Annotated in this window: 25 protein-coding genes and 1 tRNA gene; 17 read left to right on the top strand and 9 right to left on the bottom strand. The window is 63.1% G+C overall.

The genetic code is table 11. From position 1 onward, the window contains the following. Positions 1-134 precede the first annotated feature (134 nt). From argB to dapD, 4 genes are read left to right on the top strand one after another with little or no spacing between them, the layout of a single operon-like run. Positions 135-1,031 carry an acetylglutamate kinase gene (argB, locus tag ACQ66M_RS08100; RefSeq protein ID WP_350173476.1) on the top strand — a complete coding sequence of 299 codons (897 nt, stop codon included), beginning with the start codon at positions 135-137 and terminating at the stop codon, positions 1,029-1,031. Then, positions 1,006-2,043: a DUF1036 domain-containing protein gene (locus ACQ66M_RS08105; RefSeq protein ID WP_350173478.1), complete on the top strand. Its 1,038-nt coding sequence runs from the start codon at positions 1,006-1,008 to the stop codon at positions 2,041-2,043. Before argB ends, ACQ66M_RS08105 begins: the two co-directional genes overlap by 26 nt. Further along, positions 2,033-2,776 (top strand): pyrimidine 5'-nucleotidase, encoded by a 744-nt coding sequence (locus tag ACQ66M_RS08110; protein WP_430403064.1) that lies wholly within the window; start codon positions 2,033-2,035, stop codon positions 2,774-2,776. Before ACQ66M_RS08105 ends, ACQ66M_RS08110 begins: the two co-directional genes overlap by 11 nt. Positions 2,777-2,802: 26 nt before the next feature. Further along, positions 2,803-3,630 (top strand): 2,3,4,5-tetrahydropyridine-2,6-dicarboxylate N-succinyltransferase, encoded by an 828-nt coding sequence (gene dapD, locus ACQ66M_RS08115; RefSeq protein ID WP_350173482.1) that lies wholly within the window; start codon positions 2,803-2,805, stop codon positions 3,628-3,630. Here dapD and ACQ66M_RS08120 read toward each other — a convergent pair. The 3 genes from ACQ66M_RS08120 to ACQ66M_RS08130 all read right to left on the bottom strand — a co-directional run bounded on the left by ACQ66M_RS08120 (position 3,627) and on the right by ACQ66M_RS08130 (position 6,089). Next, entirely contained in the window at positions 3,627-4,025 is a 399-nt protein-coding gene (locus ACQ66M_RS08120; protein WP_430403066.1) for a response regulator, read from the bottom strand. The genes dapD and ACQ66M_RS08120 overlap by 4 nt on opposite strands. Positions 4,026-4,102: 77 nt before the next feature. Then, positions 4,103-5,206: a Zn-dependent alcohol dehydrogenase gene (locus ACQ66M_RS08125; protein ID WP_430403068.1), complete on the bottom strand. Its 1,104-nt coding sequence runs from the start codon at positions 5,204-5,206 to the stop codon at positions 4,103-4,105. An 85-nt stretch (positions 5,207-5,291) separates the two neighbouring features. Continuing rightward, positions 5,292-6,089 carry a helix-turn-helix domain-containing protein gene (locus ACQ66M_RS08130; protein WP_430403070.1) on the bottom strand — a complete coding sequence of 266 codons (798 nt, stop codon included), beginning with the start codon at positions 6,087-6,089 and terminating at the stop codon, positions 5,292-5,294. A gap of 105 nt (positions 6,090-6,194) precedes the next feature. Between ACQ66M_RS08130 and ACQ66M_RS08135 the strand changes: the two genes are divergently transcribed. Beyond that, complete coding sequence (locus tag ACQ66M_RS08135; protein ID WP_430403072.1) at positions 6,195-6,617, top strand: hypothetical protein; 423 nt, start codon at positions 6,195-6,197, stop codon at positions 6,615-6,617. Positions 6,618-6,632: 15 nt separating this feature from the next. Here the strand turns inward: ACQ66M_RS08135 and ACQ66M_RS08140 are convergent, their stop codons facing one another. From ACQ66M_RS08140 to gluQRS, 3 genes are all read right to left on the bottom strand, one after another. Next, the gene (locus ACQ66M_RS08140; RefSeq protein WP_430403074.1) at positions 6,633-8,225 is read right to left on the bottom strand and encodes an alkaline phosphatase; all 1,593 of its coding nucleotides are present in this window, start codon (positions 8,223-8,225) and stop codon (positions 6,633-6,635) included. 79 nt (positions 8,226-8,304) lie between these two features. After that, the gene (locus tag ACQ66M_RS08145) at positions 8,305-9,231 is read right to left on the bottom strand and encodes a DMT family transporter (RefSeq protein ID WP_430403076.1); all 927 of its coding nucleotides are present in this window, start codon (positions 9,229-9,231) and stop codon (positions 8,305-8,307) included. Next, positions 9,228-10,073 carry a tRNA glutamyl-Q(34) synthetase GluQRS gene (gene gluQRS / locus ACQ66M_RS08150; RefSeq protein WP_430403078.1) on the bottom strand — a complete coding sequence of 282 codons (846 nt, stop codon included), beginning with the start codon at positions 10,071-10,073 and terminating at the stop codon, positions 9,228-9,230. The genes ACQ66M_RS08145 and gluQRS overlap by 4 nt, the downstream gene beginning before the upstream one ends. Positions 10,074-10,195: 122 nt before the next feature. On the opposite strand from gluQRS, the gene ACQ66M_RS08155 reads away from it, so the two are divergent. Continuing rightward, positions 10,196-11,263 (top strand): hypothetical protein, encoded by a 1,068-nt coding sequence (locus tag ACQ66M_RS08155; RefSeq protein WP_430403080.1) that lies wholly within the window; start codon positions 10,196-10,198, stop codon positions 11,261-11,263. On the opposite strand, the gene msrA is transcribed toward ACQ66M_RS08155, so the two are convergent. Next, a complete protein-coding gene (gene msrA / locus ACQ66M_RS08160; protein WP_430403082.1) occupies positions 11,260-11,910 on the bottom strand; it encodes a peptide-methionine (S)-S-oxide reductase MsrA in 651 nt (216 codons plus the stop codon). The genes ACQ66M_RS08155 and msrA overlap by 4 nt on opposite strands. 111 nt (positions 11,911-12,021) lie before the next feature. Here msrA and ACQ66M_RS08165 point away from each other — a divergent pair. Beyond that, positions 12,022-12,111, top strand: a tRNA-Ser gene (locus tag ACQ66M_RS08165). 35 nt (positions 12,112-12,146) lie between these two features. Here the strand turns inward: ACQ66M_RS08165 and ACQ66M_RS08170 are convergent. After that, entirely contained in the window at positions 12,147-12,410 is a 264-nt protein-coding gene (locus ACQ66M_RS08170; protein ID WP_430403084.1) for a DksA/TraR family C4-type zinc finger protein, read from the bottom strand. A gap of 152 nt (positions 12,411-12,562) precedes the next feature. Beyond that, positions 12,563-13,198, bottom strand: coding sequence for a porin family protein (locus ACQ66M_RS08175; RefSeq protein WP_430403086.1), 636 nt, complete (start codon positions 13,196-13,198; stop codon positions 12,563-12,565). A 482-nt stretch (positions 13,199-13,680) separates the two neighbouring features. Here ACQ66M_RS08175 and ACQ66M_RS08180 point away from each other — a divergent pair, with 482 nt between their 5' ends. From ACQ66M_RS08180 to ACQ66M_RS08225, 10 genes are all read left to right on the top strand, one after another. Continuing rightward, entirely contained in the window at positions 13,681-14,310 is a 630-nt protein-coding gene (locus tag ACQ66M_RS08180; RefSeq protein WP_350173506.1) for a phosphoribosylanthranilate isomerase, read from the top strand. Next, positions 14,307-15,524, top strand: a complete 1,218-nt coding sequence (gene trpB, locus ACQ66M_RS08185; protein WP_430403088.1) for a tryptophan synthase subunit beta — start codon at positions 14,307-14,309, stop codon at positions 15,522-15,524. The genes ACQ66M_RS08180 and trpB overlap by 4 nt, the downstream gene beginning before the upstream one ends. Then, a complete protein-coding gene (gene cutA / locus ACQ66M_RS08190) occupies positions 15,521-15,841 on the top strand; it encodes a divalent-cation tolerance protein CutA (protein ID WP_430403090.1) in 321 nt (106 codons plus the stop codon). Before trpB ends, cutA begins: the two co-directional genes overlap by 4 nt. After that, positions 15,841-16,668, top strand: a complete 828-nt coding sequence (gene trpA, locus ACQ66M_RS08195) for a tryptophan synthase subunit alpha (RefSeq protein ID WP_430403092.1) — start codon at positions 15,841-15,843, stop codon at positions 16,666-16,668. The genes cutA and trpA overlap by 1 nt, the downstream gene beginning before the upstream one ends. Positions 16,669-16,699: 31 nt before the next feature. Next, complete coding sequence (locus ACQ66M_RS08200) at positions 16,700-17,680, top strand: acetyl-CoA carboxylase carboxyltransferase subunit beta (RefSeq protein WP_350173514.1); 981 nt, start codon at positions 16,700-16,702, stop codon at positions 17,678-17,680. Beyond that, on the top strand, positions 17,677-18,930 hold the full coding sequence (locus ACQ66M_RS08205; RefSeq protein ID WP_430403094.1) for a bifunctional folylpolyglutamate synthase/dihydrofolate synthase: 1,254 nt from the start codon (positions 17,677-17,679) through the stop codon (positions 18,928-18,930). Before ACQ66M_RS08200 ends, ACQ66M_RS08205 begins: the two co-directional genes overlap by 4 nt. An 84-nt stretch (positions 18,931-19,014) precedes the next feature. Further along, the gene (locus tag ACQ66M_RS08210) at positions 19,015-19,848 is read left to right on the top strand and encodes an isocitrate lyase/PEP mutase family protein (protein WP_430403096.1); all 834 of its coding nucleotides are present in this window, start codon (positions 19,015-19,017) and stop codon (positions 19,846-19,848) included. Positions 19,849-20,343: 495 nt separating this feature from the next. After that, positions 20,344-21,090, top strand: coding sequence for an electron transfer flavoprotein subunit beta/FixA family protein (locus ACQ66M_RS08215; RefSeq protein WP_430403098.1), 747 nt, complete (start codon positions 20,344-20,346; stop codon positions 21,088-21,090). Continuing rightward, positions 21,090-22,019, top strand: a complete 930-nt coding sequence (locus ACQ66M_RS08220) for an electron transfer flavoprotein subunit alpha/FixB family protein (protein ID WP_430403100.1) — start codon at positions 21,090-21,092, stop codon at positions 22,017-22,019. The genes ACQ66M_RS08215 and ACQ66M_RS08220 overlap by 1 nt, the downstream gene beginning before the upstream one ends. Positions 22,020-22,230: 211 nt before the next feature. Next, positions 22,231-23,109: a 3-hydroxybutyryl-CoA dehydrogenase gene (locus ACQ66M_RS08225; RefSeq protein WP_430403102.1), complete on the top strand. Its 879-nt coding sequence runs from the start codon at positions 22,231-22,233 to the stop codon at positions 23,107-23,109. The last annotated feature ends 58 nt before the right edge of the window (positions 23,110-23,167 follow it).

The raw sequence follows: 23,167 nt of genomic DNA on the forward strand, positions 1-23,167 counted from the left end.
GTTTTGCTTTTCCGGCCAGCCTAACGGCTTGCCGCCAATCTGTCGCGTGCCGAATGGAAGGGTTTCGCCGGGCTGAAAAGCACCTTATGAGGCTGGCCCATAGGCACTGAATGCGAAGGATGGCGCCCGTTCCGATGACTGATCCCGTTGCACAAGCCCAATTCACGGCAAAGACCCTGTCGGAGGCCCTGCCCTATATCCAGCGCTATGCCGGGCAGACAATCGTCGTGAAATATGGCGGGCATGCCATGGTGGACCCGGCCCTGTCGGCCGGATTTGCGCGCGATGTGGTCCTGCTGAAGGCGCTGGGCATCCATCCCGTCATCGTGCATGGCGGCGGCCCGCAGATCGGGAAGCTGCTGGAAAAGCTGGGCATCGTGTCAGAGTTCAAGGGCGGCCTGCGCGTGACCGACGAGGAGACGATGGAAGTCGTCGAGATGGTCCTGTCCGGCCCGATCAACAAATCCATCGTGCGGGCGATCAACCAGGCCGGCGGCAAGGCGGTTGGCCTGTCCGGCTCGGACGGCAACCTGATCCGGGCGGAAAAGGCCACGAAGACGACCAAGGATCCCGACAGCCATATCGAACAGGTGCTGGACCTTGGCTTCGTCGGTGAGCCAAGCACGATTGATACGACCGTGCTGAACGCGATTTTGCGCAATGACGCACAGCTGATCCCGGTCGTGGCGCCGGTCGGCGTTGGCCGTGATGGCGCGCGCTACAATATCAATGCCGATACGGCGGCTGGCGCGCTGGCTGCGGCGCTTGGCGCAAGCCGCCTGCTGCTGCTGACAGACGTTGCCGGCGTGCTCGACAAGGACAGGAACCTCATGCGCGAGATTGCCGTTTCGCGCATTCCGGAGCTGATTGCGGACGGCACAGCTGCAGGTGGCATGATTCCCAAGCTTGAAACTGCCGCACATTCCGTAAATCATGGAGTCGGGGCGGCTGTGATACTTGATGGGCGTGCGCCGCACGCTCTCCTCATGGAGCTATTCACAGAACATGGCGCAGGTACGCTCGTTTCTTAAGATCCTCGGCGTCCTTGGCGCCTTCCTGGCATTCGGCCACGCGGCGCAGGCGCAGGAGGGGGCCGATGGCTGGTCGCTGTGCAATCGCACAAGCTATATCATCGAGGCCGCGATTGGCCGCCCGGAAGGGAATGGCATGACGGTCGAGGGCTGGATCAAGCTCCAGCCCGGCAGCTGCAAGCTCGCCTTGCCCGGTCCGCTCGAGCCGAAATTCCACTTTGTCTATGCCCGCACATCGACGGCCCATCGTGGCGGCGTGCGCGAATGGGGCGGCAATACCGATCTGTGTGTGGATCCGACGGGCAGTTTCTCGCTGGAAAGCCCGCCGGAATGCGCAGCCATGGGCCTTGAATCGCGCGGGTTCCGCGCCGTCGAGATTACCCGGCGCACCCGCTGGATGACCCCGTTCACCGAGATCGACAATTACACTGCGGACAAGGCCCGCGCGGCCGGTATCCAGCGCCTGCTGGAAGAGGCGGGTGTCGTGTCGAACGTGATTGACGGCAATATCGGTCACAAGACGCGCACTGCGATCAATGCATTCCTGAAGGATAACGGCCTGCCGGCCACGACGTCCGAACCTGACCTGATCGACTTTCTTGAGCAAGTGGCCAAGGAGCGCGGGCGGGCCGTGGGTTTCACCGTGTGCAATCGCACCAAGAACCGGATCTGGAGCGCGATTGCGCGACGCGGCTCGGAGGGCTGGGAAAGCCGTGGCTGGTGGATGCTGGAGGCGGGCGGTTGTTCCCGGGTGATCGACCGGCCATTGAGCGGGGCCGAACACTTCGTCTATGGCGAGATGGAGGATGGCGACAAGCTGCGCACCCTGGCCAAGGCATCTGACGCCTTCTGCGTCGGGCGGTCAAAATTCGCGATTGTCGGGCGCGATGACTGCGAGGCATCAGCCTATCGCACGGCCCTGTTTGCCGCGACGCCTGCGCCGGTTGACCGCAAGCTCGTGTTCGAATTCTTCGAGCGGGATTTCGCAAAGGCCAGCACGAATGAGCGATAGGCATGCCGGCGTTCACCTGGCGCCATTCGGCAGTTTCGGCCATGTCCGGAACTGGGTATTCGATCTCGACAACACGCTGTATCCGGCCGAATGCGACCTGTTTGCCGAAATCGACACGCGGATGACGGACTTCGTGTCGGGCCTGCTGCAATTGCCGCGCGATGAGGCGCGCAAGATCCAGAAAAAATACTATGCAGAGCATGGCACGACCCTGTCCGGCCTGATGACAATTCATGGCATAGACCCAGCCGATTTCCTTCACTACGTCCACGAAATAGACCTATCTCCCCTGCCGGACCTTCCCATTTTGCGGGCGGCGCTGGAAATCCTGCCGGGTCGCAAGTTCGTCTATACAAACGGATCACGGCGGCATGCAGAGCGCGTGACCGAGAAGATGGGGCTGGGCCATGTCTTCCATGGCAGTTTCGGAATCGAGGACGCGGCCTATGCGCCCAAGCCCAGGCCTGCCTCGTATGAAGCGTTCAGGACACTGCACGATGTCGACCCGTATGAGTCGATCTTTTTCGAGGATCTCGCGCGCAACCTGGCCCCTGCCAAGGATATCGGTTTCACCACGGTTCTGGTGCATTCCGAGAAGGACTGGAGCCATGAGCCGATCGAGGCGCGCCCGGCCAGCCTGGCGGACGTTCTTGGGGATGACGGGCAGGATCACATCGACTATGTGACAGGCGACCTTGCCGCCTTCCTCGAAGCGGCACTCGAAACACTCTAACCTGCTGCCGACCGGAGACCGCCCGAATGACCGATGCCCTTGCCGATGTAATCGACACTGCCTGGGAGCGTCGCGACACGCTGTCCACAGACACGATGGGCGAAGTCCGCGAAATCGTCGATGCGGCGATCGAGCTGCTGGACAAGGGCGAGGCGCGCGTTGCCAGCCGGGAGGCGGACGGCAGCTGGACTGTGCACCAATGGCTGAAAAAGGCCGTGCTCCTGTCTTTCCGCCTGAACGCCAATGGCGTGATCAATGGTGTGCCGGGCGGCGGCAACTGGTGGGACAAGGTGCCGTCGAAGTTCGAGGGCTGGGGCGAGGCGGATTTCCGTGAGGCCGGTTTTCGCGCTGTGCCGCCTGCGGCCGTGCGCCGGGGCGCCTTCATCGCCAGGAATGCCGTACTGATGCCTTCCTATGTCAACATTGGCGCCCATGTCGGCGAAGGCACGATGATCGATACATGGGCCTCTGTCGGCTCCTGCGCGCAGGTTGGCGCCAATTGCCATATCTCGGCAGGCACCGGCATTGGCGGCGTTCTGGAGCCGCTGCAGGCCAATCCGACGATTATCGAGGACAATTGCTTCATTGGCGCGCGGTCCGAAGTGGTCGAGGGTGTGGTTGTGGGTGAAGGCTCAGTCATCGCGATGGGCGTATTCATCACCCAGTCCACCAAGATCGTGAACCGCCAGACCGGCGAGATCAGCTATGGCAGGGTGCCGCCCTATTCGGTGATCGTGCCGGGCACGCTGCCCGACAAGAATGGCGGGCCAAGCCTCGCCTGCGCCGTGATCGTGAAAACCGTGGACGCCCAAACCCGCTCAAAGACCGGCGTGAACGAGCTGTTGCGCGATTAGGCCGGCAGGGCGCCGCCAGCGCCGGACGGATCCCTCTGAGAATGCAGCAATTGCTGCAGCGCCATTTTCAGCTGGCGCGGCAGGGTTGGCTTGCGGCAGATCGGTGCAGACTGGTAGCGGGCGCGCAAAACGTCCTCGGCCGAGTGGCCGGTATTGAACAGGAAGGGAATGCCACGCGCCGCCAATATGTCGGCGACGGGAAACACCAGCTGGCCTGCGACATCGACATCAAGGATCGCGGCGTCGGCCTCGATTGATTCTGCGAGCCTGATCGCAGTCTGGATGTTGTAGGCCGACGCAATCGCCGTACCGCCCATTTCGGCGACCATGTCTTCCAGATCCATGGCAATGAGGATTTCATCTTCGACGATAAGTATCTGGGGCGGCTTGGTCATGTATTGGCAAATGCGCCTGTGTCCGGTTGGTTCCACACGATTTGCAATCGCCTGAGCCTGTTCGGCAGGCCACCCGCCTACGAATCGAACATGACGACCTGACGGGCCACCGAGCCCTTGTTGTCTTTCAGGTTCTGCAGCGCGCCGGTCAGGCCATCAAGGCCGATCCGGTCTGACACAAGGTCGTCCAGATGCAGGCGGCCCTGCTTGTAGAGCGTGACCAGGCGCGGGAAGTCGACCCGGAACCGGTTGGAGCCCATGACGGCGCCCTGCAGGCGCTTTTCCGTGACCAGCAGTTCGATGCCGGGGATCTCGATGTTCACGCCGGGCGGGATCATGCCGATCACCGTCATCACGCCGCGCGGGCGCATCATCATATAGCCCTGTTCGGCGGTCTGCTTCAGGCCGACGCACTCGAAGGCATAGTGGACGCCGCCCCTGGTCAGTTCCTTCACCTGCTCGACCGGATCGCCGTTCCTGGGGTTCACGAAGTCGGTTGCGCCGAATTTCTTCGCCATGGCGAGTTTTTCGTCCGACAGGTCCACCGCGATAATCCGCGATGCCCCGGCTATCGCGGCACCATTGATGGTGGACAGGCCCACACCGCCGCAGCCGAGCACGGCCACGGTCGAGCCCGGCTCGACCTTGGCGGCATGGAAAACCGAGCTGACACCGGTGATCACGCCGCAGCCGATCAGGCAGGCGCGGTCCATCGGCATGTCCTTGTCTATGACGCAGAGTGTATTCTCATGCACGAGAATCTGTTCGGCGAAGGAAGAGAGATTGAGGAACTGGTTGACCTTTTCCTTGCCGATGGACAGGCGCGGCGCCTCGGTGGGCGCGCGCTTGAACTGTTCACCATTCACCGTGTGACAGACGGACATGTGGCCGGTGAGGCAGAACTCGCAGGTGCCGCAGAAGGGCGAAAGGATCGAGACGACATGATCGCCGGGTTTGACGGCGCTGACCATGGAGCCGACCTGTTCGACCACGCCGGCGCTTTCATGGCCAAGGATGACGGGCATCTCTGCCGGAAAGGCGCCGTCCCAGAAATGCACATCGGAGTGACAGACGCCTACCGCACCGAGGCGCACCAGCACTTCACGCGGGCCGGGCTTCGAGATCGTGACCTCTTCAATGGAAAGCGGCGCATTGGGCGCGCGCATGACGGCAGCTTTCATGGGTGTTTCCTCCGGTTGTGTTCTTTTTTTGCAGCATTGCCGCGATGCCGCCCTTTGACCAGACATGCCGCAGCGTGAGGCGTGTTCAGGCCAAGTGCGCAAGGGCCTGACGGGTCGCGTCGTCTGCCGGAAACAGAAGCTCAAGACGCAGGTCCCTGATCGTCACGTCCTCGCTCGTTCCGAAATGGGCAATCGTCGAGAGGAACCGGAGCTGGCCGAGCGGCGAATTCACGATGAGGGGTACGATCGGGCTGCGCGGGCCGGCCGTTTCAACCGGATGGCGCGCGCAGGCGGATTCAAGGGCGGCGAGGTGGTCGAGCAGGACGCCATCGTCGCCAGCCTCCATCGCCTCCAGGCGAATGCGGGCGCTCATTTCGCTCAGGACATCGGGCAGGTTGGCGATCGTTCCGGAGGCGGCGGGATTGTCAGTCAGGATGCGGACGGCGTTATGCGGTCCTGGTCCGTCGCCAAGACCGGAGAGCAGCGCGGCGGCCGCCGGGTTCGCGTCGAGAATGTTCCAGTGCCGGTCGCACAGCATGGCCGGATTGGGCGCATGCCGTGAGATCATCTCAGAGAGCATTTCGCGGAAAGGCTTCAGGGCCTCTGAATCGAGTTGGGAAGCGGGGAAGGCGGCGGAAAAGCCGGCCGCCTGGAGCAATGCGTTACGGGTGCCCAGTGGCAGCATCAGTCCGTCCGCGAGCTGCATGACCATATCCCGGCTCGGCTGCGCCCGTCCGGTTTCCAGGAAGGACAGGTGACGTGCCGAGATGCTGCACTCGAGGGAAAGCTCAAGCTGGCTCAACCGCCGGGAAATGCGGTGACGGCGCAAGGCGCTCGCAAAGGGCGGGCGTGCGACAAGAAGCTGCGCGTCAGGCAAGGGCATGAGTCACCGTCGCAGGCAGATTGTTTCTTGTCCATTACCTGGCACGTAATTGCCGTGCCTACGCCTGCCTGCAAGTCTCTGCCATCAACAGAGAAGGAGAATGGCATGACTGGGATTTGGAAAAACTGGATGACGGTGTGGGCATGGGGCGTTGTCGCCTTTGGCGCCCTGCTGATGACAGGGGCATTTCCGGGCGTGGACGGACTTGTTCGCGACGTGCTGGTCCTCTTTGGCAACTTGCCCGATGGCGGCACCATCCTCGAAGACCGGGCCATGCGCTTTGCTGTCGGGCTGATGGGCGCGGTCACCATGGGCTGGGGTCTGACCATTGTCTTCCTGCTGCCGGCCATTTCCGCCGCAGGGCCTTCAGGATGGCGCGCGCTAACGCTGGCTCTGGCCATCTGGTATGTGGTCGACGGTTTGATATCGGTCACGACCGGGTTTGCGGCGAACGCCGTGTCCAACACGGCGCTCGCTATTGCCTATGTCATCCCCGTCCTCGGCTCCGGTGTGCTGCGCACCTCCTGAGCCCTGCGTGGCCGACTATTCCGCCGCAACAAGTCCGCTGGCGCGGCCCATGACGTGGAAGATCTCGTTTTGCTCCATCACGCCGGAGATGAGTTCAGATCCGGGGCCGGTGGCGAAGATCGCCACATCGTCGCCACCATGGGTTTCCGAATACATCGGCACGAGTGATGGCTGGAGGAAATCCTTCTCGGTCGTGTCGATGTCAGACAGGTCCTCGCGCGTGCAGTCCGGCTCGCCGTCCACCAGGCGGCAAGCGGTCTGTCCGCTGGCATAGGACAGCGTCGTGTAGGGCTTTCCATCGAGACCTTTCAGTTCGCCGCTTTCCGCCATGCCGGTATCCACCTTGCCGAGAATCGGGTTGCCGCGGGCCGGATAGCCGGAAATCGTCATCGTGTGGGAATGGTCTGCGGTGACGATGATCAATGTGTCCTCATTGTCGGTCATTTCCAGGGCGGCAGCAATGGCCTGGTCGAACATGTCAGTCTCGTCGAGCGCGCGGGCGGCGTTTACGCCGTGATGAGCGTGGTCGATACGGCCGCCTTCGACCATGAGGAGAAAGCCGTCAGGGTCTTGCGACAGGCGGGTGATCGCTGCCTGCGTCAGTTCGACCAGAGAAGGTTCGCCGGCTGTGTCGCCTGCGCGGTCGAGTTCGAACTGCATGTGCGAGATTTCGAAGAGGCCGAGCACGCGGGCATCCGAAGCAAAGTCGATCGCGTCGAAACCGGCCTTGTCGGCGATGTAGGCGTGGTTGGGCGATTTCGCGCGCCATTCAGCGGTCAGGTCACGGCCATCCTTGCGATTGCCGGTACCGCCTTCGGCTTCAAGGTCTGCCTCATCCACGGTCAGGAATGGTGCACGTCCACCGGCCATGGCGACTTCAAATCCATCGCCTTCAGGCCATTCGATCAGCTGGCGTGCAATATCCCGGCAGTCGCTGGCATCACCACCCTTGAGGGCTGCATCATCTTCCCAGTTACGATTGGGTGAATGCGCAAAGGTTGATGCCGGCGTGGCGTGGGTCAGGCGGGCCGTCGAGACCAGTCCGGTCGCCAGACCTTCGCGTTCGGCGAGGACGAAGAGCGATTCTGCGCCATTGCCTTCAATGCTCGCGCAATTTCCGTAGCTTGCATCCTTCAGCACGCCCAGCGTGCGCGAGTTGACCTTTGCGCCGGTCACCATGGCGACGGCAGTCGATGCGGAATCGGACACCTGTGCATCATGGCTGTATGTTTTCGACAGGGCCATGTGCGGCAGCGTTTCCATGGTCAGCTGATAGGATTCGCCGTCCACGCCGCGCTTCTGACCTGCATAGATGCGGGCGGCGGTGACGGTTGGAATGCTCATGCCGTCGCCAATGAAAAGGATCACGTTCTTGGCGGGCTTTACACCGCGCTGGTCGATGCGCGCCTGAACGGCTGCAGCCGCGGACACATAGGACGCGTCGCTCGCCTGAACCGGCAACAGGCCCGCACGCAGCGGCGTCACCACTGCTTCAGCGGCATCGGTGTCCAGTGTGTCTGGTGTGTCTGGTGTGACCGGTACCGGCGTTGTACAGGCGGTTGTAACGAGGGCGAGGCCCGTGAGGATGGCGGCGATGGATGTGCGCATGTCTTGAAATTCCCGAGTGATTCAATCTGCTTCACTGATAACCGAGTTTTATGGCAGTTTCGATGCAGTCGGTCCGATTTCAGTCTATCGGCAGCGGTTTTCCGCGCTGGGACAGCCAGATCGCCACCAGGATTGCGGCCGCACCACCTGCCTGAAGCGCCGAAAGGGGCTCATCAAACAGTGTCCAGGAAATCGCCGCTGCAACAACCGGCTGCACGACCACGACAACGCCGGCAATGGCTGCCGACGTGCGGCCAAGGCCGCCGATGATCAGGCCCTGTCCCATGACCTGAACGACCAGTGCAAGGAAGAGTGGTGCCCGGAATCCGTTGAGATCGTCCGGGAAGAAGGCTTCACCCGACAGGCTGACAATCACGCCCGCAATGCAGATTTCCACAATGGTCAGCCAGAAGATGGTCTCCAGGCCGCCCAGCGTCCGCCGGGCCAGTTTCGATGACAGCATGTAGCCGGAAACAAGCAGCGCCGCCGACAGGGCCAGCAGGTCGCCGCGTATGTCGCCTTTGCCGCCCACCTCTCCGCCAAGCGACAGGGCCGCCGCGCCGACGACGGCCAGGAGGATGGCGCCGAACCAGACATTGGTCGGACGCTCCCTGAGGAACAGCCACGCCACAAAGCCGACGGAGACGTTGCCGAGGTTCACGATAAAGGTGGCGTTTGCCACCGTGGTCAGCGTCAGGCTCCAGTGCCACAGCGCCATATCCAGCGCGAAGAATGTCCCCGCCAGCAGGACATAGCGGTTAGGCCGGCGCGGTGCCCGCCGTTCTACCAGAAAGACAAGCGCGAGCAGGACGGGCGAGGCGAGCGCATAGCGCCAGAAGGCGATAGCCTGTGGGCCGAGATCGTCGAGGCCGAGGCGCAGGCCAATCGGCGCAAAGCCGATACACACCCCGCCGCCGAAAACCATGAGCGGGCCTGTCCAGTGGCGCTCGATGGGGGCAGGCGGAGGGGTGAGGGTGGGGACGACGGGGTTCAGGGAGGATGTCATGCGGCGAGCGTCATGGCGCGAATATCGTCCGGTGTCATCCCCTCCTGCCTGTAGACAGACAATCCCTTGTCTCCTGCCCGCTTCGACAGCTTCTTCCCGTCAGGCCCGGGGACCAGCGGATGGAAGCGATAGACCGGCACCGGCCAGTCCATGAGGGCCTGCAAGAGGACATGTACGCTGGTCATCTCGCGAATGTCTTCGCCGCGAATGACATGCGTGATCCCCTGCAGGGCGTCGTCGTGACAGCAGGCCAGATGATAGCTGGCAGGCGTATCCTTGCGGGCCAGCACCACATCGCCGAAAGATGCCGGATTGGCGCGTACAGGGCGCGGGCCGTTTGGGGTCTCTTCGGTGAACTCCAGTGACATGAAGCTTTCGCCCAGCGTCTCCCGGGCGGCGCGCAGTGACAGGCGCCAGGCAAAGGCGTGGCCGAGCGTAAGGCGGCGCGTCTCTTCCTGTGGTGCAAGCGGTTTGCCGGTGAAGGGCGCATCGTCCGGATCCACACCGGCGGGAAGGGCCGCAGCGATTTCCCGCCGCGTCTTGAAACAGCGATAGATCAGGCCCCGTGCCTGCAGCGCGTCGAGGACGCGGGCATAGTCATCAAAGTGTTCCGACTGGCGCCGGACCGGGCCGGACCAGTCAAGACCAAGCCATACCAGGTCAGCAAGGATGGAGGCCTCGTATTCCGGGCGGCACCGCGTCTGGTCGATATCCTCAAGCCGCAAAAGAACGCGTCCGCCGGTGGCGCGCGCGGTATCCCACACGTGAAAGGCCGATGCCGCATGTCCCAGATGCAGGTGCCCGGTCGGTGACGGCGCGAACCGGGTGACGAAGCCTGTCATGTGATCTGCCCCTGTTGCCGGTTTGCCAATGCTAGCGCCAGATCACTCGCCATAACAGCCATTGCCTGTTGCCAGCGCCCGGCAAGGCTCGTATCGCCTTGGCACCAAAGAGGTCAATTACCATGCTGGATGCAGGCTGGTTCACGGCGGCAGAAGACTGGGTGGAGACGCATGTGCTCAGTGCCCATGATTTCGCGACTTTCGGGTTCGCGATGGCGCTGGTGCTGTGTCTGGGTCTCCTTTACCTGCTCCTGTCGGGCCTTCGCAGCCTGATCACGCGCCTGCGCAATGCCGGCGGCGCGCGGGCCTTCCGGCGCAGCAAGGAGCCGGGCTATCGCATATTGCTGGCGCGGCCGACCGGGCCTGGCGCGGGCCGTACCGGAAAATGGCTGCGTGCGGCGCTGAGCGGCCATCTGGCCGAATTCAATTTCGGTGCGCCGTTCCGCCTGGCATCGACCGGCGAGATTTCCGGCGGCAGTGACCAGAAAATCATTGCCCATGCCCGCCGCCGGCTGGCTGCCGCCGATGCCGACATGCTGGTCTGGGCCAGCCGGATCAGCAAGGGCAATAGCGGCCTGGTCCTGCAGGGCCTGTCGCGTGGTGGCGGCCTGCGCCCCGACGAGGCCCGGCCCTTCACCATTTCCCTGCCGGGGCGCCGCGATGCGCGTGACGGACAGGTGCCGAATATTACCGCCTATCTGCTGGCCAAGAAGCTGCAGCCTGCGCTCGCCAATCCGCAGGCCTTCCGCCCGGAAAAGATGAAACTGCTGGCTGAATCCCTTGACCGTATGCTGGATGACAGTGCGTCCGTGTCGCAGGTCATTCGCAGCGAGCTGGAAGCCGATTTCTGCGCATCCGGCGTGCATGTGGCTGAACAGACCGGCGACCTCAGCACGCTTGACCGGGTCATTGCGATGCGCCGCGCGCATCTGGGCGAGGTGACGAATACGTCGGATTCGGCGCTGGTTTCGCAGGCCCGCATGGACCTTGGCCGGGCCCTGCTGGCACGCGCCGAGAAGCAGTATGACCTCAAACTCGTCCAGGAAGCGATCTCGCACCTGTCGCAAGTCGTCGAGGCCCTTCGCGCCGATCCGTCGATCCAGAAGGCGCAAACGGCCTCTGACGCCATGTTCAAGGCGCAGACCATGATCGAGACCCGGAAGCGGTTCTCGATGAATTTCGGGTCCTAGACGTTCAGACCAATCGGGCAGGACACGCCCGTTCCGCCAATCCCGCAATAGCCTGCCGGATTCTTGGCGAGGTATTGCTGATGGTAATCCTCGGCATAGTAGAATGGGCCAAGTGGCGCGATCTCGGTGGTGATGGTGCCGCCATGGCCAGCCCTGGCGAGCGCGCCCTGATAGGCGGCGGCCATGCCGCGGGCAGTCGCGGCCTGCACGTCGGATGTCGTGTAGATGGCAGAGCGGTATTGCGTGCCGACATCATTGCCCTGACGCATGCCCTGTGTCGGGTCGTGGCTTTCCAGGAACAGTTTGACCAGATCGCCATAGCTGACCCTGGCCGGGTCAAACACGACGCGCACGACTTCGGTATGGCCGGTGCGGCCGCTGCACACTTCGTCATAGGTCGGGTTCGGGGTGGGGCCGCCAGCATAGCCTGCCGCGGTCATCCAGACGCCATCCTGCTGCCAGAACTTGCGTTCAGCGCCCCAGAAACAGCCGAGGCCGAAAATGGCAACCTCGAATCCTGCGGGCACATCGCCCTGAAGCGGGCGGTGGAAGACGAAATGTTCGGCGGCAGTCGGGATGGCGGCGCTGCGGCCCGGCAGGGCGCTGGCGGCATCAGGTATCGTGGCGGGTTTGTGCGAGAACAACATGGTGCGGTCTCCTTTGCTGACGGGAATATGGGGCCGGGCGGGGCGAACGGCAATCACGGTCTTGCGAGCGGCCATGCGTTCCGCTATGGCCCTGTGCTTCGCTCAGGCGATGGTGAGGTGGCCGAGTGGTCGAAGGCGCACGCCTGGAAAGTGTGTAGGCTAGCAATAGTCTCCAGGGTTCGAATCCCTGTCTCACCGCCAGCCCGGCCTGTGTCCGTTCCGGCCAGGCATTCTGTCTAGCGCAGCTGGCTGTCCTTGCTGGCGCGCCGGTTTATGCCGGAATGAACGCGGGTCCTGTCGCGCGCTGACTGGCAGGTCACGCAGGTTCGCACGCCGGGAAGCGCCTTGCGCCGGGCCTCGGGGATCGGTTCCCCGCACGCGTCACAATGCGCCGGGCTTTCGCCGGCAGGCATGCTGGCGCGGGCCGTGCGGACCGCGTCATTGATACTGTCGTCGATCTGGTCCTGAACGGCGCCGTCCCGCGCCCAGCCATTGGCCATGTCATGTCACTTTCGGATTGTGCGTGAATCTCACATGGGAATGCGGCATGGGCATTTCCACCGTGCGGGCTGTGTGCGCGCCAGTCCGCACTGACGAAAACGCCGGCCCTCTTGCGAGGACCGGCGTCATCAATTCAGGCTGTCCGGCAGGCTTAGAACGTGTAGCCAACCGCAATGGTTGCCGCGTTGGTGTCGGTGTCTTCGAAGCTGTAATACGTGTAGTCACCGCGCAGCTGCCAGCTGTCGGTCAAATCGTAGGAAAGACCTGCACCAATGGCCGGACCATCCGCTGAATCCTCAATCACGCCGAGCGTCGTGCCGCCTGGCGTAATGACCGATGCGTCAACATCGATATAGGCATAGCCAGCCCGGGCCGAGACATCGAGACGATCGGTCAGCGGAACGCTGGCGCGGCCATAGAGGCCAACGAGATAGTTCAGGCCAAGATCGCCTGATGCAGCGATGACATCGTCGAGGTCGGTGTCGTCATTGTCGTCGAGATTGAATTCATCCTCGTCGACATTGAAGTCAAACTCGCCATCATCAATACCGGTCGACAGATCGGCTTCGAGTGAGAACATGGGTGTGAACTGGTAACCGACACGGCCCGTGATGGCATTCGAGTCGACACCGGAATCGGCGCCGTCAGGCTCGATGTCGAGGTAAGTATAGCCGCCCTGGGCGTAGAAGCCGGTGTCTTCATTACCATAGGTCTGGGCAACGGCTGGCGCCGCCATGCCAAGGGCAATTGCGGCAGCTGACGAGGAGATGATCAGAAGCTTTTTCATGGGAGGAATCCTTTGTTCGTGCATCCCGAACCGCTCGGGACATGGTGCGCTAACGGGCGCCCCGTGGCCCGCGTTCCCTGCCATCTGTGCTGCCCGGCCTGTTGTGGCAAAAGCGGCACAGTTTATTACCGCGCCTTAACCTGGTGGATGAGGCATGCCGAAATTCAATTTCGAACCACAAGCCTCGGATCTGATGCATGCCGGCGCAGCAGAGGGCGCTGAAGCAAGTCTCAGCGCACCGGCTTTCGTGCCCGGGATGTCAGGCTTGGAATGTGCTTTCAGGACTGAAGGCTCGGACAGAACCTTCACGTCAGAACTTTAGGGCGTTTCGGCATTGCGGGCGATTGAACCCGAGACTGGCTTCATCGGCAGGAAGGCTGCCTGAAATTCGCGTTCGGCCTTCCATCGCAATATGGATTGGCCCTGGCGGCATTCCGCACCGCAATTGACCATATGGCAAAAGCTGGCGTAACGGGCATGGCATGACACGTGTGAAAATATGCGGCCTGACCGATCCGGACCTCGTGCGCTTTGCGGCCAGCGAGGGCGCGGACTGGATCGGCTTCAACTTCGCGCCCGGCAGTCCCCGGCGCGTGACGCGGGAGGCCGCCGCAAGCCTGCTCATGCAGGTCGGCAGGGCGCGGCCAGTGGCGCTGCTCGTCGATGCCGACGATGCCGAGGTCGATGCAGTCGTGGCTGTCGGTTTCCCGGTTCTTCAGCTACACGGCGCCGAGACGCCGGAACGCGTCGCCGCGATCAGGAAACGCACGGGGGTGGAAGTCTGGAAAGTGCTCGGCGTTTCGGCCCGGCCCGATCTTGACTCCGCCGGGGAATATACAGCTGCAGACCTGTTGCTCATTGACGCCAAACCCCCTGAGGGCGCCACACGCGCCGGCGGGCATGGCCAGGTTTTTGACTGGACGATCCTTGACGGCTGGCAGCCGCCACGGCCCTGGATGCTCGCCGGGGGGCTGACCCCGGACAATGTTGCCGCCGCGATTGCCGCGACAGGTGCGCCCGCGGTGGATGTCGCCTCTGGCGTCGAGCGGGTACGGGGGCTAAAGGACAGGGAGCTGGTACGGGCCTTTCTCCGCGCCGCCAAAGAGGCATGATGATGGACTTGCGTAATTCCTGGGAACAATGGCCGGATGCGAATGGCCGCTTCGGCGAATTCGGTGGACGCTATGTCGCCGAAACGCTGATGCCGCTGATCCTGGACCTGGAAAAGGAATACCGGGCGGCGAAGCTGGACCCTGCTTTCAAGGCGCAGATGGACGACATGTGGGCCCATTATGTCGGCCGCCCCTCGCCGCTCTATTTCGCCGAGCGCATGACGCAGCATTTCGGCGGCGCGAAAATCTATTTCAAGCGCGATGAGCTGAACCATACCGGCGCGCACAAGATCAATAATTGCCTCGGACAGGTCCTGCTGGCCATGCGCATGGGCAAGACGCGCATCATCGCCGAGACCGGCGCTGGCCAGCATGGCGTCGCCACGGCGACGATCTGCGCCCGGTTCGGCCTGAAATGCGTGGTCTTCATGGGCGAAACCGATGTCGAGCGCCAGAAGCCGAACGTCTTCCGCATGCGCCTGCTCGGCGCCGAGATTGTACCGGTTTCCTCCGGCACGGGCACGCTGAAGGATGCGATGAACGAGGCCCTGCGCGACTGGGTGACGAATGTGGACGACACGTTCTACTGCATCGGCACAGCGGCCGGCCCGCATCCCTATCCGGAAATGGTCCGCGACTTCCAGAGCATTATCGGCATTGAGGCCCGCCAGCAGATCCTTGAGCGCGAAGGCCGCCTGCCGGATGCCGTCATGGCCTGCATCGGCGGCGGCTCGAATGCGATTGGCCTGTTCCATCCCTTCATCAATGATGAAACCGTGCGGCTGATCGGCGTTGAGGCGGCAGGTCACGGCATCGAGACCGGCGAGCATGCGGCGGCCCTGAATGGCGGCCGCCCGGGCATCCTGCATGGCAACCGCACCTACCTCCTGCAGACCGATGACGGGCAGATCCTCGATGCCCACTCGATCAGCGCCGGGCTCGACTATCCGGGCATCGGGCCGGAACATGCCTTCCTGCGCGATACGGGCCGGGCTGAGTATCTTTCCTGTACGGATGATGAGGCGCTGGTTGCGTTCCAGTTGTGTACCCAGCTTGAGGGCATCATCCCTGCGCTCGAACCCGCCCACGCCATTGCCCGTCTCGGCGACGTGATCGACGGCATGGACAAGGACGGCCTTCTCATCATGAATCTGTGCGGGCGCGGCGACAAGGATGTCTTCAGCGTGGCCAAGGCACTGGGAGTGGATATGTGACCGACCTCCTTCTCATCCGCATTACCTGCCCGTCGCGCCGCGTGGCTGAGGAAATTGCCGATGCAGCCGTCGAGCAGCGCCTGGCCGCCTGTGCCAATCTCGAAGGGCCGGTGACCTCGACCTATCGCTGGAAAGGCGTGGTCGAACATGCCTTTGAGTTCGTTCTCTGGATGAAGGCGCCGGAATCGCGCTGGAGCCAGATCGAGGCGCTCGTCAACGAACTGCATCCCTATGAAGTGCCGGCGATCGTCGCCCTGCCCTGCGCTCAGGCTTCCGCGCCCTACGCGGCCTGGGTCAACGCAAACACGGATTCCTGATGCCCACTTCCCGAATTACGGCCCGCTTTGACAAGGCGAAGGCTGAACACCGTGCTGTTCTCGTGGCCTACCTCATGGGCGGCGACCCCGACCTTGAAACCAGTTTCGACGCCATGTGCGCCCTGCGCGACAATGGCGCCGACATTATTGAGCTCGGCGCGCCGTTCACCGATCCGATGGCCGACGGCCCCGCGATCCAGCGTGCCGGGTTGCGCGCCCTCGCCCGGCATACGACGCTGGTCGATGTTCTCGGCCTGGCCGCGCGCTTCCGCGAAACGGACCAGGAAACGCCGCTGATCCTGATGGGTTATGCCAATCCGGTGCATTCCCTTGGTTATGCAGCGTTTGCCGAGGCGGCCCACGCGGCCGGCATTGATGGCACGATCCTTGTCGACCTGCCGCCGGAAGAGGATTCCGAACTGCGCGCCGAATATGCCCGGCATGATATTTCGGTCATCCGCCTCGCGACACCGACGACGCATGAGGCCCGCATGGCCAAAGTGGCTGAAGGGGCTTCAGGATTCATCTATTTTGTCGCCGTCACGGGGGTGACAGGCGCCGGATCGGCTGATCCGCAGGCCATTGCCGGGAACGTCGAAATGGTCCGGCGTGTATCAGGATTGCCCGTATGTGTTGGATTCGGGGTAAAAAATGGTGCACAGGCTGTAGAAATGGCTAAAATTGCCGATGGGGTTGTCGTAGGCTCCGCTTTTGTGGAGCATGCTCAGTCAGCCCACGAATCGGGTGATCATTCTGAAGCGCCGCGGGGAATGGGCGCACTTGCAGGGGAATTGAGCGCAGCCATGGCTGCGGTCGCCAAAGCGTAGGGACTGTTTCGGTCTTAAGGAGTATCAAGGCATGAACTGGATCACGAAGGTCACCCCGCCGGGCCTGAAGACCATGCTCGCCAAGAAGGAAACGCCAGACGACCTGTGGATCAAATGCCCGGCGTCCGGCGAACTGGTGTACAAGACCGATCTTGAAGAGAACTGGTGGGTCACGCCCGCTGGCGCACACATGCGCATCAGCCCGCGCACACGCTGCCGCCTCCTGTTCGATGAAGAGCGCTGGGAGCCGCTGGCCCTGCCACCGGTGCCCGCAGACCCGCTGAAATTCAAGGACGACAAGCCCTATCCGGCCCGCATCAAGGCCGCCAAGGCCAAGATTGCGGCGCGCGAGAAGCGCGAGACCGAGAATGGCGGCGCGCCCCTGCTGCAGGATGACTGCATGGTCGCCGCCTATGGCAAGATTGGCGGCGTGCCGACCGTGCTGCTGGTCCAGGATTTCGATTTCATGGGCGGCTCGCTCGGCATGGCCGCAGGCGAAGCTTTCGTCACCGCTGCGCAGATGGCGCTGGCCCGCAAGGCCGCCTTTGTCGTGTGCACCGCGTCCGGTGGCGCGCGCATGCAGGAGGGCACGCTCAGCCTGATGCAGATGCCGCGCACCACGCTGGCCGTGAACGAACTCGCGGATGCGAAACTGCCTTACATCGTCGTTCTCACTGATCCGACCTCGGGCGGCGTGTCGGCCTCCTATGCCATGCTGGGCGATGTGCACATTGCCGAGCCGGGCGCGATGATTGCCTTTTCCGGTCCGCGCGTGATCGAGCAGACGATCCGTGAGAGCCTGCCCAAGGGCTTCCAGCGGTCTGAATTCCTGCGCGAGAAGGGCCAGGTCGATATCGTGGTCGACCGCCGGAAGATGCAGGCGACGCTTGCCCGTATCCTGATGCACCTGATGCCAAATTCGCGGCGCCGGAACGACATGCCCGTCGCGCCGCTGACCCAGCCTAAAACCCATGCGGCCAAACCGCCTGCGCCCAAGGGCAAGCCTGATTGATTGGAGACAGTGCGGCCCTTGCCGCAGCGCTGGCGCGTTTCGAAGGGCTCTATCCAGAAACCATTGAGCTGTCGCTCGGACGGGTCGAGGCCGCGCTCGAGGCGCTCGGTCGTCCGCAGGACCGGCTGCCGCCTGTCATCCATGTCGCCGGCACGAATGGCAAGGGCTCGACCTCTGCCTTCATGCGCGCCATGGCCGAGGCAGCCGGCCTCACGGTCCATGTCTTCACGTCGCCCCATCTCGTCCGTTTCAACGAACGCATCCGGCTGGCTGGCGAGATCGTTGATGATGCGCGCCTGCTCGGCTGGCTCGACCGCACGTTTAACGCGCTCACCGGGCTGCAGATCACGCATTTCGAGGCCACTACGGCGGCGGCCTTTCTGGCCTTCAGCGAAGTGCCGGCAGACCTGCTCATCCTCGAAGTCGGCCTTGGCGGGCGCTATGACGCGACCAATGTGATCGATCAGCCCGCGCTCTGTGTGATCACACCGGTCGACTTCGACCACAAGGCCTTTCTCGGTTCCGACATTCGCAAGATTGCCGGCGAGAAGGCAGGCATTATCCGCCCCGGGCGTCCGGTGTTGACGGCCATCCAGCGCAAGGTCTGTGACGAGGTTATCGCGAACGAAGCTGCCCGCCTTGGCGCGCCGCTCTACCGGCTGAAAGCGCACTTCATTGATGCGATGCCGGACGATATTTCCCTTATTGGCGAGCACCAGCGCGGCAATGCCGCCCTTGCCGCCATGGCCATGCAGCTGTTCGGCGCCTCGGCCCGGATCGACCAGGCCGCCATTTTCGAAGGCGCCCGCACGGCTACATGGCCTGCCCGCATGCAGCGCCTGCGGCCCGGTCCGGTCACCGCGCTTGCGCCGGATACCGAGGTCTGGCTCGATGGCGGACACAATCCGCATGCCGCGCGGGCGATTGCCCGCCACCTCGAAAGTCTCCCTGGCAAGACCGTCCTTGTCACGGCCATGCTCGCATCGAAGGACGCAACCGGCTTCTTCCTGCCTTTCCGGCACATGAAACCTGACGTGTTCACGCTGCCCAATGCACCGGGCCATCGCGGTGCCGAACCGCACGACCTGGCCGAGGCGGCCCGCACGGCCGGCCTCGATGTGACGGTCTGCAACGGTCTTGATGCTGCCGTGACGGCCGCCGCAGCAACCGGCGCCGAACGCATCCTCATCTGTGGCTCGCTCTATCTGGCGGGCGACGTGCTGGCGCGCAATCTCGAGCCGCCGGAATAGCGACCATCCTGAACAGCACGTTCCGGGTGGCTTGCCGCATCGCTTCCATGTGACCAGACTGCGACGCAAACGGAGGGATGCCGGATGACACCGCAAAAAGACAAAGCTTTCGCCTTCAGGGCCCTGCATGACCTGCCCGGCATGTTCGTTCTGCCCAATCCCTGGGATGCGGGCTCGGCGCGCATTCTGGCCGGGCTCGGCTTCAAGGCGCTCGCCTCTACCAGTGCCGGGTTTGCCGCCAGTACGGGCGTTGCCGATTACAACATCACCCGCGAGATGAAACTCGCCCATGTCCGCCAGCTTTGCGCCGCAACGCCCCTGCCGCTGACGGCTGATCTCGAGAACGGGTTTGGCCATAGCCCCGAGGCGTGCGCCGAGACGATCCGCCTTGGCGCAGAAGCAGGTCTTGTCGGCGGCTCGATCGAGGATTTCACGGGCGATGCGGCCAGGCCCCAATACGCCATCGCGGAGGCGGCCGACCGCGTGCGCGCCGCAGTCGAAGCGACCAATGCCCTGTCCTTCCCGTTTCTGGTCACCGCCCGCGCAGAGAATTTCTTTACCGGCACGCCGGACCTGCCGGACACGATCGCCCGCCTGCAGGCCTATCAGGAGGCCGGGGCCCATGTGCTCTACGCGCCCGGCCTGCAGACGCTGGACGATATCAGGTCCGTGCTCGGGGCAGTGGACCGGCCGCTCAATGTGCTGCTCGGCCCGCGCGCCGGCTTCGTGCCGATGGCAGAGCTTGAGGCGCTTGGTGTCAAGCGCGTCAGCATGGGCTCGGTCCTCGCCAACACGGCCTATGGCGCCCTCGTGCACGCCGCCGAGGAACTCCTCGGCCCCGGCACGCTCGGCTTCCTCAAGGCCGCCGCCTCCGGCAAGGATCTTGCCGACCTGATGGCGCAAGGCGCCGATGGCTGAGATCGGGAGCGCTGATCCTGTGCGACGTCGAAGGACGAGCGCCTCAGAGTGCCGGGTCCCGGCGCAAGCAGGCCGCCGGCGCTCAGCCGTCATCGGCTCCCACATCCTTCAGAAGGCGGGGCGGCAGTCTGGTCTGGAGGCTTGCGTGCGCGCGCCTTTTATCCGATTGGGGGTCGTCAGGGACCTTTGGCTTACGGGCAAAGGGCCAAAACCGGCCGGCGCAGCGCGCCAGCACGTTTGAAACGTTCATGTGAACCTGAAAGCTGGAAGTGGAAACGCGGGCTGGTCATGGCTTGGTCTCCTTTCCGGTCTTTGAGGTTGGCGCGCACGAAGGGGCGCCGGTGAACGAGCGCGGCTCATACACGAAATCGTTCCGTCATGAAATGAAAACCGCGCCAAATTGACCTGAACGTCAACGTAAACCTTGCGTCTTTGGCGGCGGACGGCTAGTCACGGCGCACTATCTCAACCCCTCGAAACCAAAGGGAGCACCGCATGAAGGTCCTCGTGCCCGTCAAACGCGTGATCGACTATAACGTGAAAGTCCGCGTCAAGCCGGACAAGTCCGGCGTCGACCTCGCCAACGTCAAGATGTCCATGAACCCGTTCGACGAGATTTCCGTCGAAGAGGCTGTCCGGATGAAAGAGGCCGGCACGGTCACCGAGATCGTGGTTGTTTCCATCGGCCCCCAGCAGGCCCAGGAAACCCTGCGCACGGCGCTCGCCATGGGCGCCGACCGCGGCATCCTGATCAAGACCGATGCGACCGTCGAGCCGCTGGGCGTGGCCAAGCTGCTGGCCAAGGTCGTCGCTGAGGAGAGCCCGGAACTGGTCATCCTCGGCAAGCAGGCCATTGATGATGACTCCAACCAGACCGGCCAGATGCTGGCCGCGCTGCTCGACTGGCCACAGGGTACATTCGCCTACAAGCTGGAGAAGGATGGCGACAAGCTGACCGTCACCCGCGAAGTCGATGGCGGCCTGCAAACCGTCTCGCTCACCCTGCCAGCCATCGTCACGGTTGACCTTCGCCTCAACGAGCCGCGCTATGCTTCGCTGCCGAACATCATGAAGGCGAAGAAAAAAGAGATCGCTGAGAAATCGCCCGAAGACTATGGCGTCGACATCTCGCCGCGCCTCACCGTCGTCTCCGTCACCGAACCGGCCGTGCGCCAGGCCGGTGAAAAGGTTGAAGACGTTGCGACGCTGGTTTCGAAACTCAAAACTGCAGGAGCTGTGTAATGGCCGTCCTCGTAATTGCCGAACATCATCATGGCGGCCTGTCGGACGCGACCCACAAGGTCGTCACGGCGGCCACGAAATTCGGCGGCGACGTCGACATCCTCGTTGCCGGTGAAAACGCCGGCGCGGTTGCCCCTGAAGCGGCCAAGGTGTCCGGCGTCCGCAAGGTGCTGAAGGCCGAAGGCGAAAGCCTGCGCAAGCAGACTGCTGAAGCCATGGAAGCCCTCGTCGTGCCGCTGATGGCAAACTATGACGCCGTGTTCATCGCTGCCTCGACCACGGGCAAGAACATCGCGCCGCGCATTGCCGCCAAGCTTGACGTCATGCAGCTGTCGGAAATCGTCGATGTGGTCGACCAGAGCACGTTCGTGCGTCCGATCTATGCCGGCAACGCGATCATGACGGTCAAATCTTCGGACGCGAAGAAAGTCATCACCGTACGCGGTACGGCTTTCCCGGCGGCCGGCAATGACGGTTCGGCCTCGATCGAGGACGCTGCGGCGCCTTCGGGCCCGTTCAAGTCGGAATTCGTTTCGGAAGAAATGGTGAAATCGGATCGCCCGGAACTCACCGGCGCCAAGCGGGTCGTCTCCGGCGGCCGTGCCCTTGGCTCTTCCGAGAAGTTCCAGGAAGTGATCATCCCGCTCGCCGACAAGCTCGGCGCCGCTGTCGGTGCCTCGCGCGCTGCGGTGGATGCCGGGTATGCGCCGAACGACTACCAGGTCGGCCAGACCGGCAAGATCGTTGCGCCGGAGCTCTACATCGCCGTCGGCATTTCAGGTGCCATCCAGCACCTTGCCGGCATGAAGGACTCCAAGATCATCGTCGCGATCAACAAGGATGAGGAAGCCCCGATCTTCCAGGTCGCCGATTACGGTCTCGTGGCAGATCTCTTCAATGCGGTGCCGGAACTGACCGCCGCCCTCTAGAATACTGCGTTTCCTCCCAGACGCTTGAAGCCCGGCGCCTGCGCCGGGCTTTTTCTGTCACGGGCAGGCAGGTCTGGCCTCTGTGCCCCGCGCGCCACACTGCCGGCTCATCGGTGGCGGGCCTGCGCACTGAAGCTTGATCTTTGACGCACTGCACAAAAAGGATATGAGCTTGGTGTAACAAAACTTGCACGTTCAGGATGACACGCACATGGCAGAGCTCAAAACCGTAGGAGTGATCGGCGCCGGCCAGATGGGCAACGGCATCGCCCACGTCGCCGCCCTTGCCGGGTATGATGTCATCATGACCGATATTTCCGACGATGCGCTGGCCAGGGGCGTGACCACGATCGAAGGCAACATGCACCGACAGGTCCAGCGCAACATGATCACGGGCGAGGCCATGAAGACCGGCCTCAAGCGCATCCGGACGTCCGCCTCGATCAAGGCGCTCGAAGAGACGGACCTCGTGATCGAGGCGGCGACCGAGAAGCGTGAAGTCAAGGAACAGATTTTCCGCTCGATCTGCGAGATCGTGCCCGCGCACACCTATCTTGCGACCAATACATCCTCGATCTCGGTCACGCGCCTCGCCTCGGTCACCGACCGGCCCGACAAGTTCATCGGCATGCACTTCATGAATCCGGTGCCGCTGATGAAACTGATGGAAGTCATCCGCGGCCTCGCGACCAGCCAGGACACATATGAAACGGCCATCACCTTCGCCGAGCGCCTCGACAAGACCACGACCAATGCCGAGGACTATCCGGCCTTCATCGTGAACCGCATCCTGGTCCCCATGATCAACGAGGCGGTCTACACGCTGTATGAGGGCGTCGGCACGGTGGAATCGATCGACACGGCCATGCGCCTTGGTGCCAACCACCCGATGGGCCCGCTGACACTGGCAGACTTTATCGGCCTCGATACCTGCCTCTCGATCATGCAGGTGCTGCATGACGGCCTCGCCGATACAAAATACCGGCCCTGCCCGCTGCTGGTGAAATATGTCGAGGCCGGCTGGGTCGGCAAGAAGGTCGGCAAGGGCTTCTACGACTATTCCGGCGAATTCCCCGTCCCGACGCGGTAGTGCACCGCGAATGCCGTAGCTGCCTGCACGGCTTAACCCACGCTTAACCCGCCGCGCC

This window comes from Hyphomonas sp., assembly GCF_965284475.1.
Taxonomy (GTDB): domain Bacteria; phylum Pseudomonadota; class Alphaproteobacteria; order Caulobacterales; family Hyphomonadaceae; genus Hyphomonas.

What these genes read in the sequence shown, in the direction of transcription:
- ACQ66M_RS08105 (WP_350173478.1), top strand. Translation starts at nt 1,006, where the DNA reads ATGGCGCAGGTACGCTCGTTTCTTAAGATCCTCGGCGTCCTTGGCGCC.
- msrA (WP_430403082.1), bottom strand. Translation starts at nt 11,910, where the DNA reads ATGTTGTTCTCGCACAAACCCGCCACGATACCTGATGCCGCCAGCGCC.
- ACQ66M_RS08140 (WP_430403074.1), bottom strand. Translation starts at nt 8,225, where the DNA reads ATGCGCACATCCATCGCCGCCATCCTCACGGGCCTCGCCCTCGTTACA.
- ACQ66M_RS08120 (WP_430403066.1), bottom strand. Translation starts at nt 4,025, where the DNA reads ATGACCAAGCCGCCCCAGATACTTATCGTCGAAGATGAAATCCTCATT.
- ACQ66M_RS08210 (WP_430403096.1), top strand. Translation starts at nt 19,015, where the DNA reads ATGACACCGCAAAAAGACAAAGCTTTCGCCTTCAGGGCCCTGCATGAC.
- ACQ66M_RS08135 (WP_430403072.1), top strand. Translation starts at nt 6,195, where the DNA reads ATGACTGGGATTTGGAAAAACTGGATGACGGTGTGGGCATGGGGCGTT.
- ACQ66M_RS08215 (WP_430403098.1), top strand. Translation starts at nt 20,344, where the DNA reads ATGAAGGTCCTCGTGCCCGTCAAACGCGTGATCGACTATAACGTGAAA.
- trpB (WP_430403088.1), top strand. Translation starts at nt 14,307, where the DNA reads ATGATGATGGACTTGCGTAATTCCTGGGAACAATGGCCGGATGCGAAT.
- ACQ66M_RS08180 (WP_350173506.1), top strand. Translation starts at nt 13,681, where the DNA reads ATGACACGTGTGAAAATATGCGGCCTGACCGATCCGGACCTCGTGCGC.
- gluQRS (WP_430403078.1), bottom strand. Translation starts at nt 10,073, where the DNA reads ATGACAGGCTTCGTCACCCGGTTCGCGCCGTCACCGACCGGGCACCTG.
- argB (WP_350173476.1), top strand. Translation starts at nt 135, where the DNA reads ATGACTGATCCCGTTGCACAAGCCCAATTCACGGCAAAGACCCTGTCG.
- ACQ66M_RS08130 (WP_430403070.1), bottom strand. Translation starts at nt 6,089, where the DNA reads ATGCCCTTGCCTGACGCGCAGCTTCTTGTCGCACGCCCGCCCTTTGCG.
- ACQ66M_RS08170 (WP_430403084.1), bottom strand. Translation starts at nt 12,410, where the DNA reads ATGGCCAATGGCTGGGCGCGGGACGGCGCCGTTCAGGACCAGATCGAC.
- ACQ66M_RS08125 (WP_430403068.1), bottom strand. Translation starts at nt 5,206, where the DNA reads ATGAAAGCTGCCGTCATGCGCGCGCCCAATGCGCCGCTTTCCATTGAA.
- ACQ66M_RS08225 (WP_430403102.1), top strand. Translation starts at nt 22,231, where the DNA reads ATGGCAGAGCTCAAAACCGTAGGAGTGATCGGCGCCGGCCAGATGGGC.
- ACQ66M_RS08175 (WP_430403086.1), bottom strand. Translation starts at nt 13,198, where the DNA reads ATGAAAAAGCTTCTGATCATCTCCTCGTCAGCTGCCGCAATTGCCCTT.
- ACQ66M_RS08200 (WP_350173514.1), top strand. Translation starts at nt 16,700, where the DNA reads ATGAACTGGATCACGAAGGTCACCCCGCCGGGCCTGAAGACCATGCTC.
- ACQ66M_RS08220 (WP_430403100.1), top strand. Translation starts at nt 21,090, where the DNA reads ATGGCCGTCCTCGTAATTGCCGAACATCATCATGGCGGCCTGTCGGAC.
- ACQ66M_RS08110 (WP_430403064.1), top strand. Translation starts at nt 2,033, where the DNA reads ATGAGCGATAGGCATGCCGGCGTTCACCTGGCGCCATTCGGCAGTTTC.
- trpA (WP_430403092.1), top strand. Translation starts at nt 15,841, where the DNA reads ATGCCCACTTCCCGAATTACGGCCCGCTTTGACAAGGCGAAGGCTGAA.
- ACQ66M_RS08145 (WP_430403076.1), bottom strand. Translation starts at nt 9,231, where the DNA reads ATGACATCCTCCCTGAACCCCGTCGTCCCCACCCTCACCCCTCCGCCT.
- dapD (WP_350173482.1), top strand. Translation starts at nt 2,803, where the DNA reads ATGACCGATGCCCTTGCCGATGTAATCGACACTGCCTGGGAGCGTCGC.
- ACQ66M_RS08155 (WP_430403080.1), top strand. Translation starts at nt 10,196, where the DNA reads ATGCTGGATGCAGGCTGGTTCACGGCGGCAGAAGACTGGGTGGAGACG.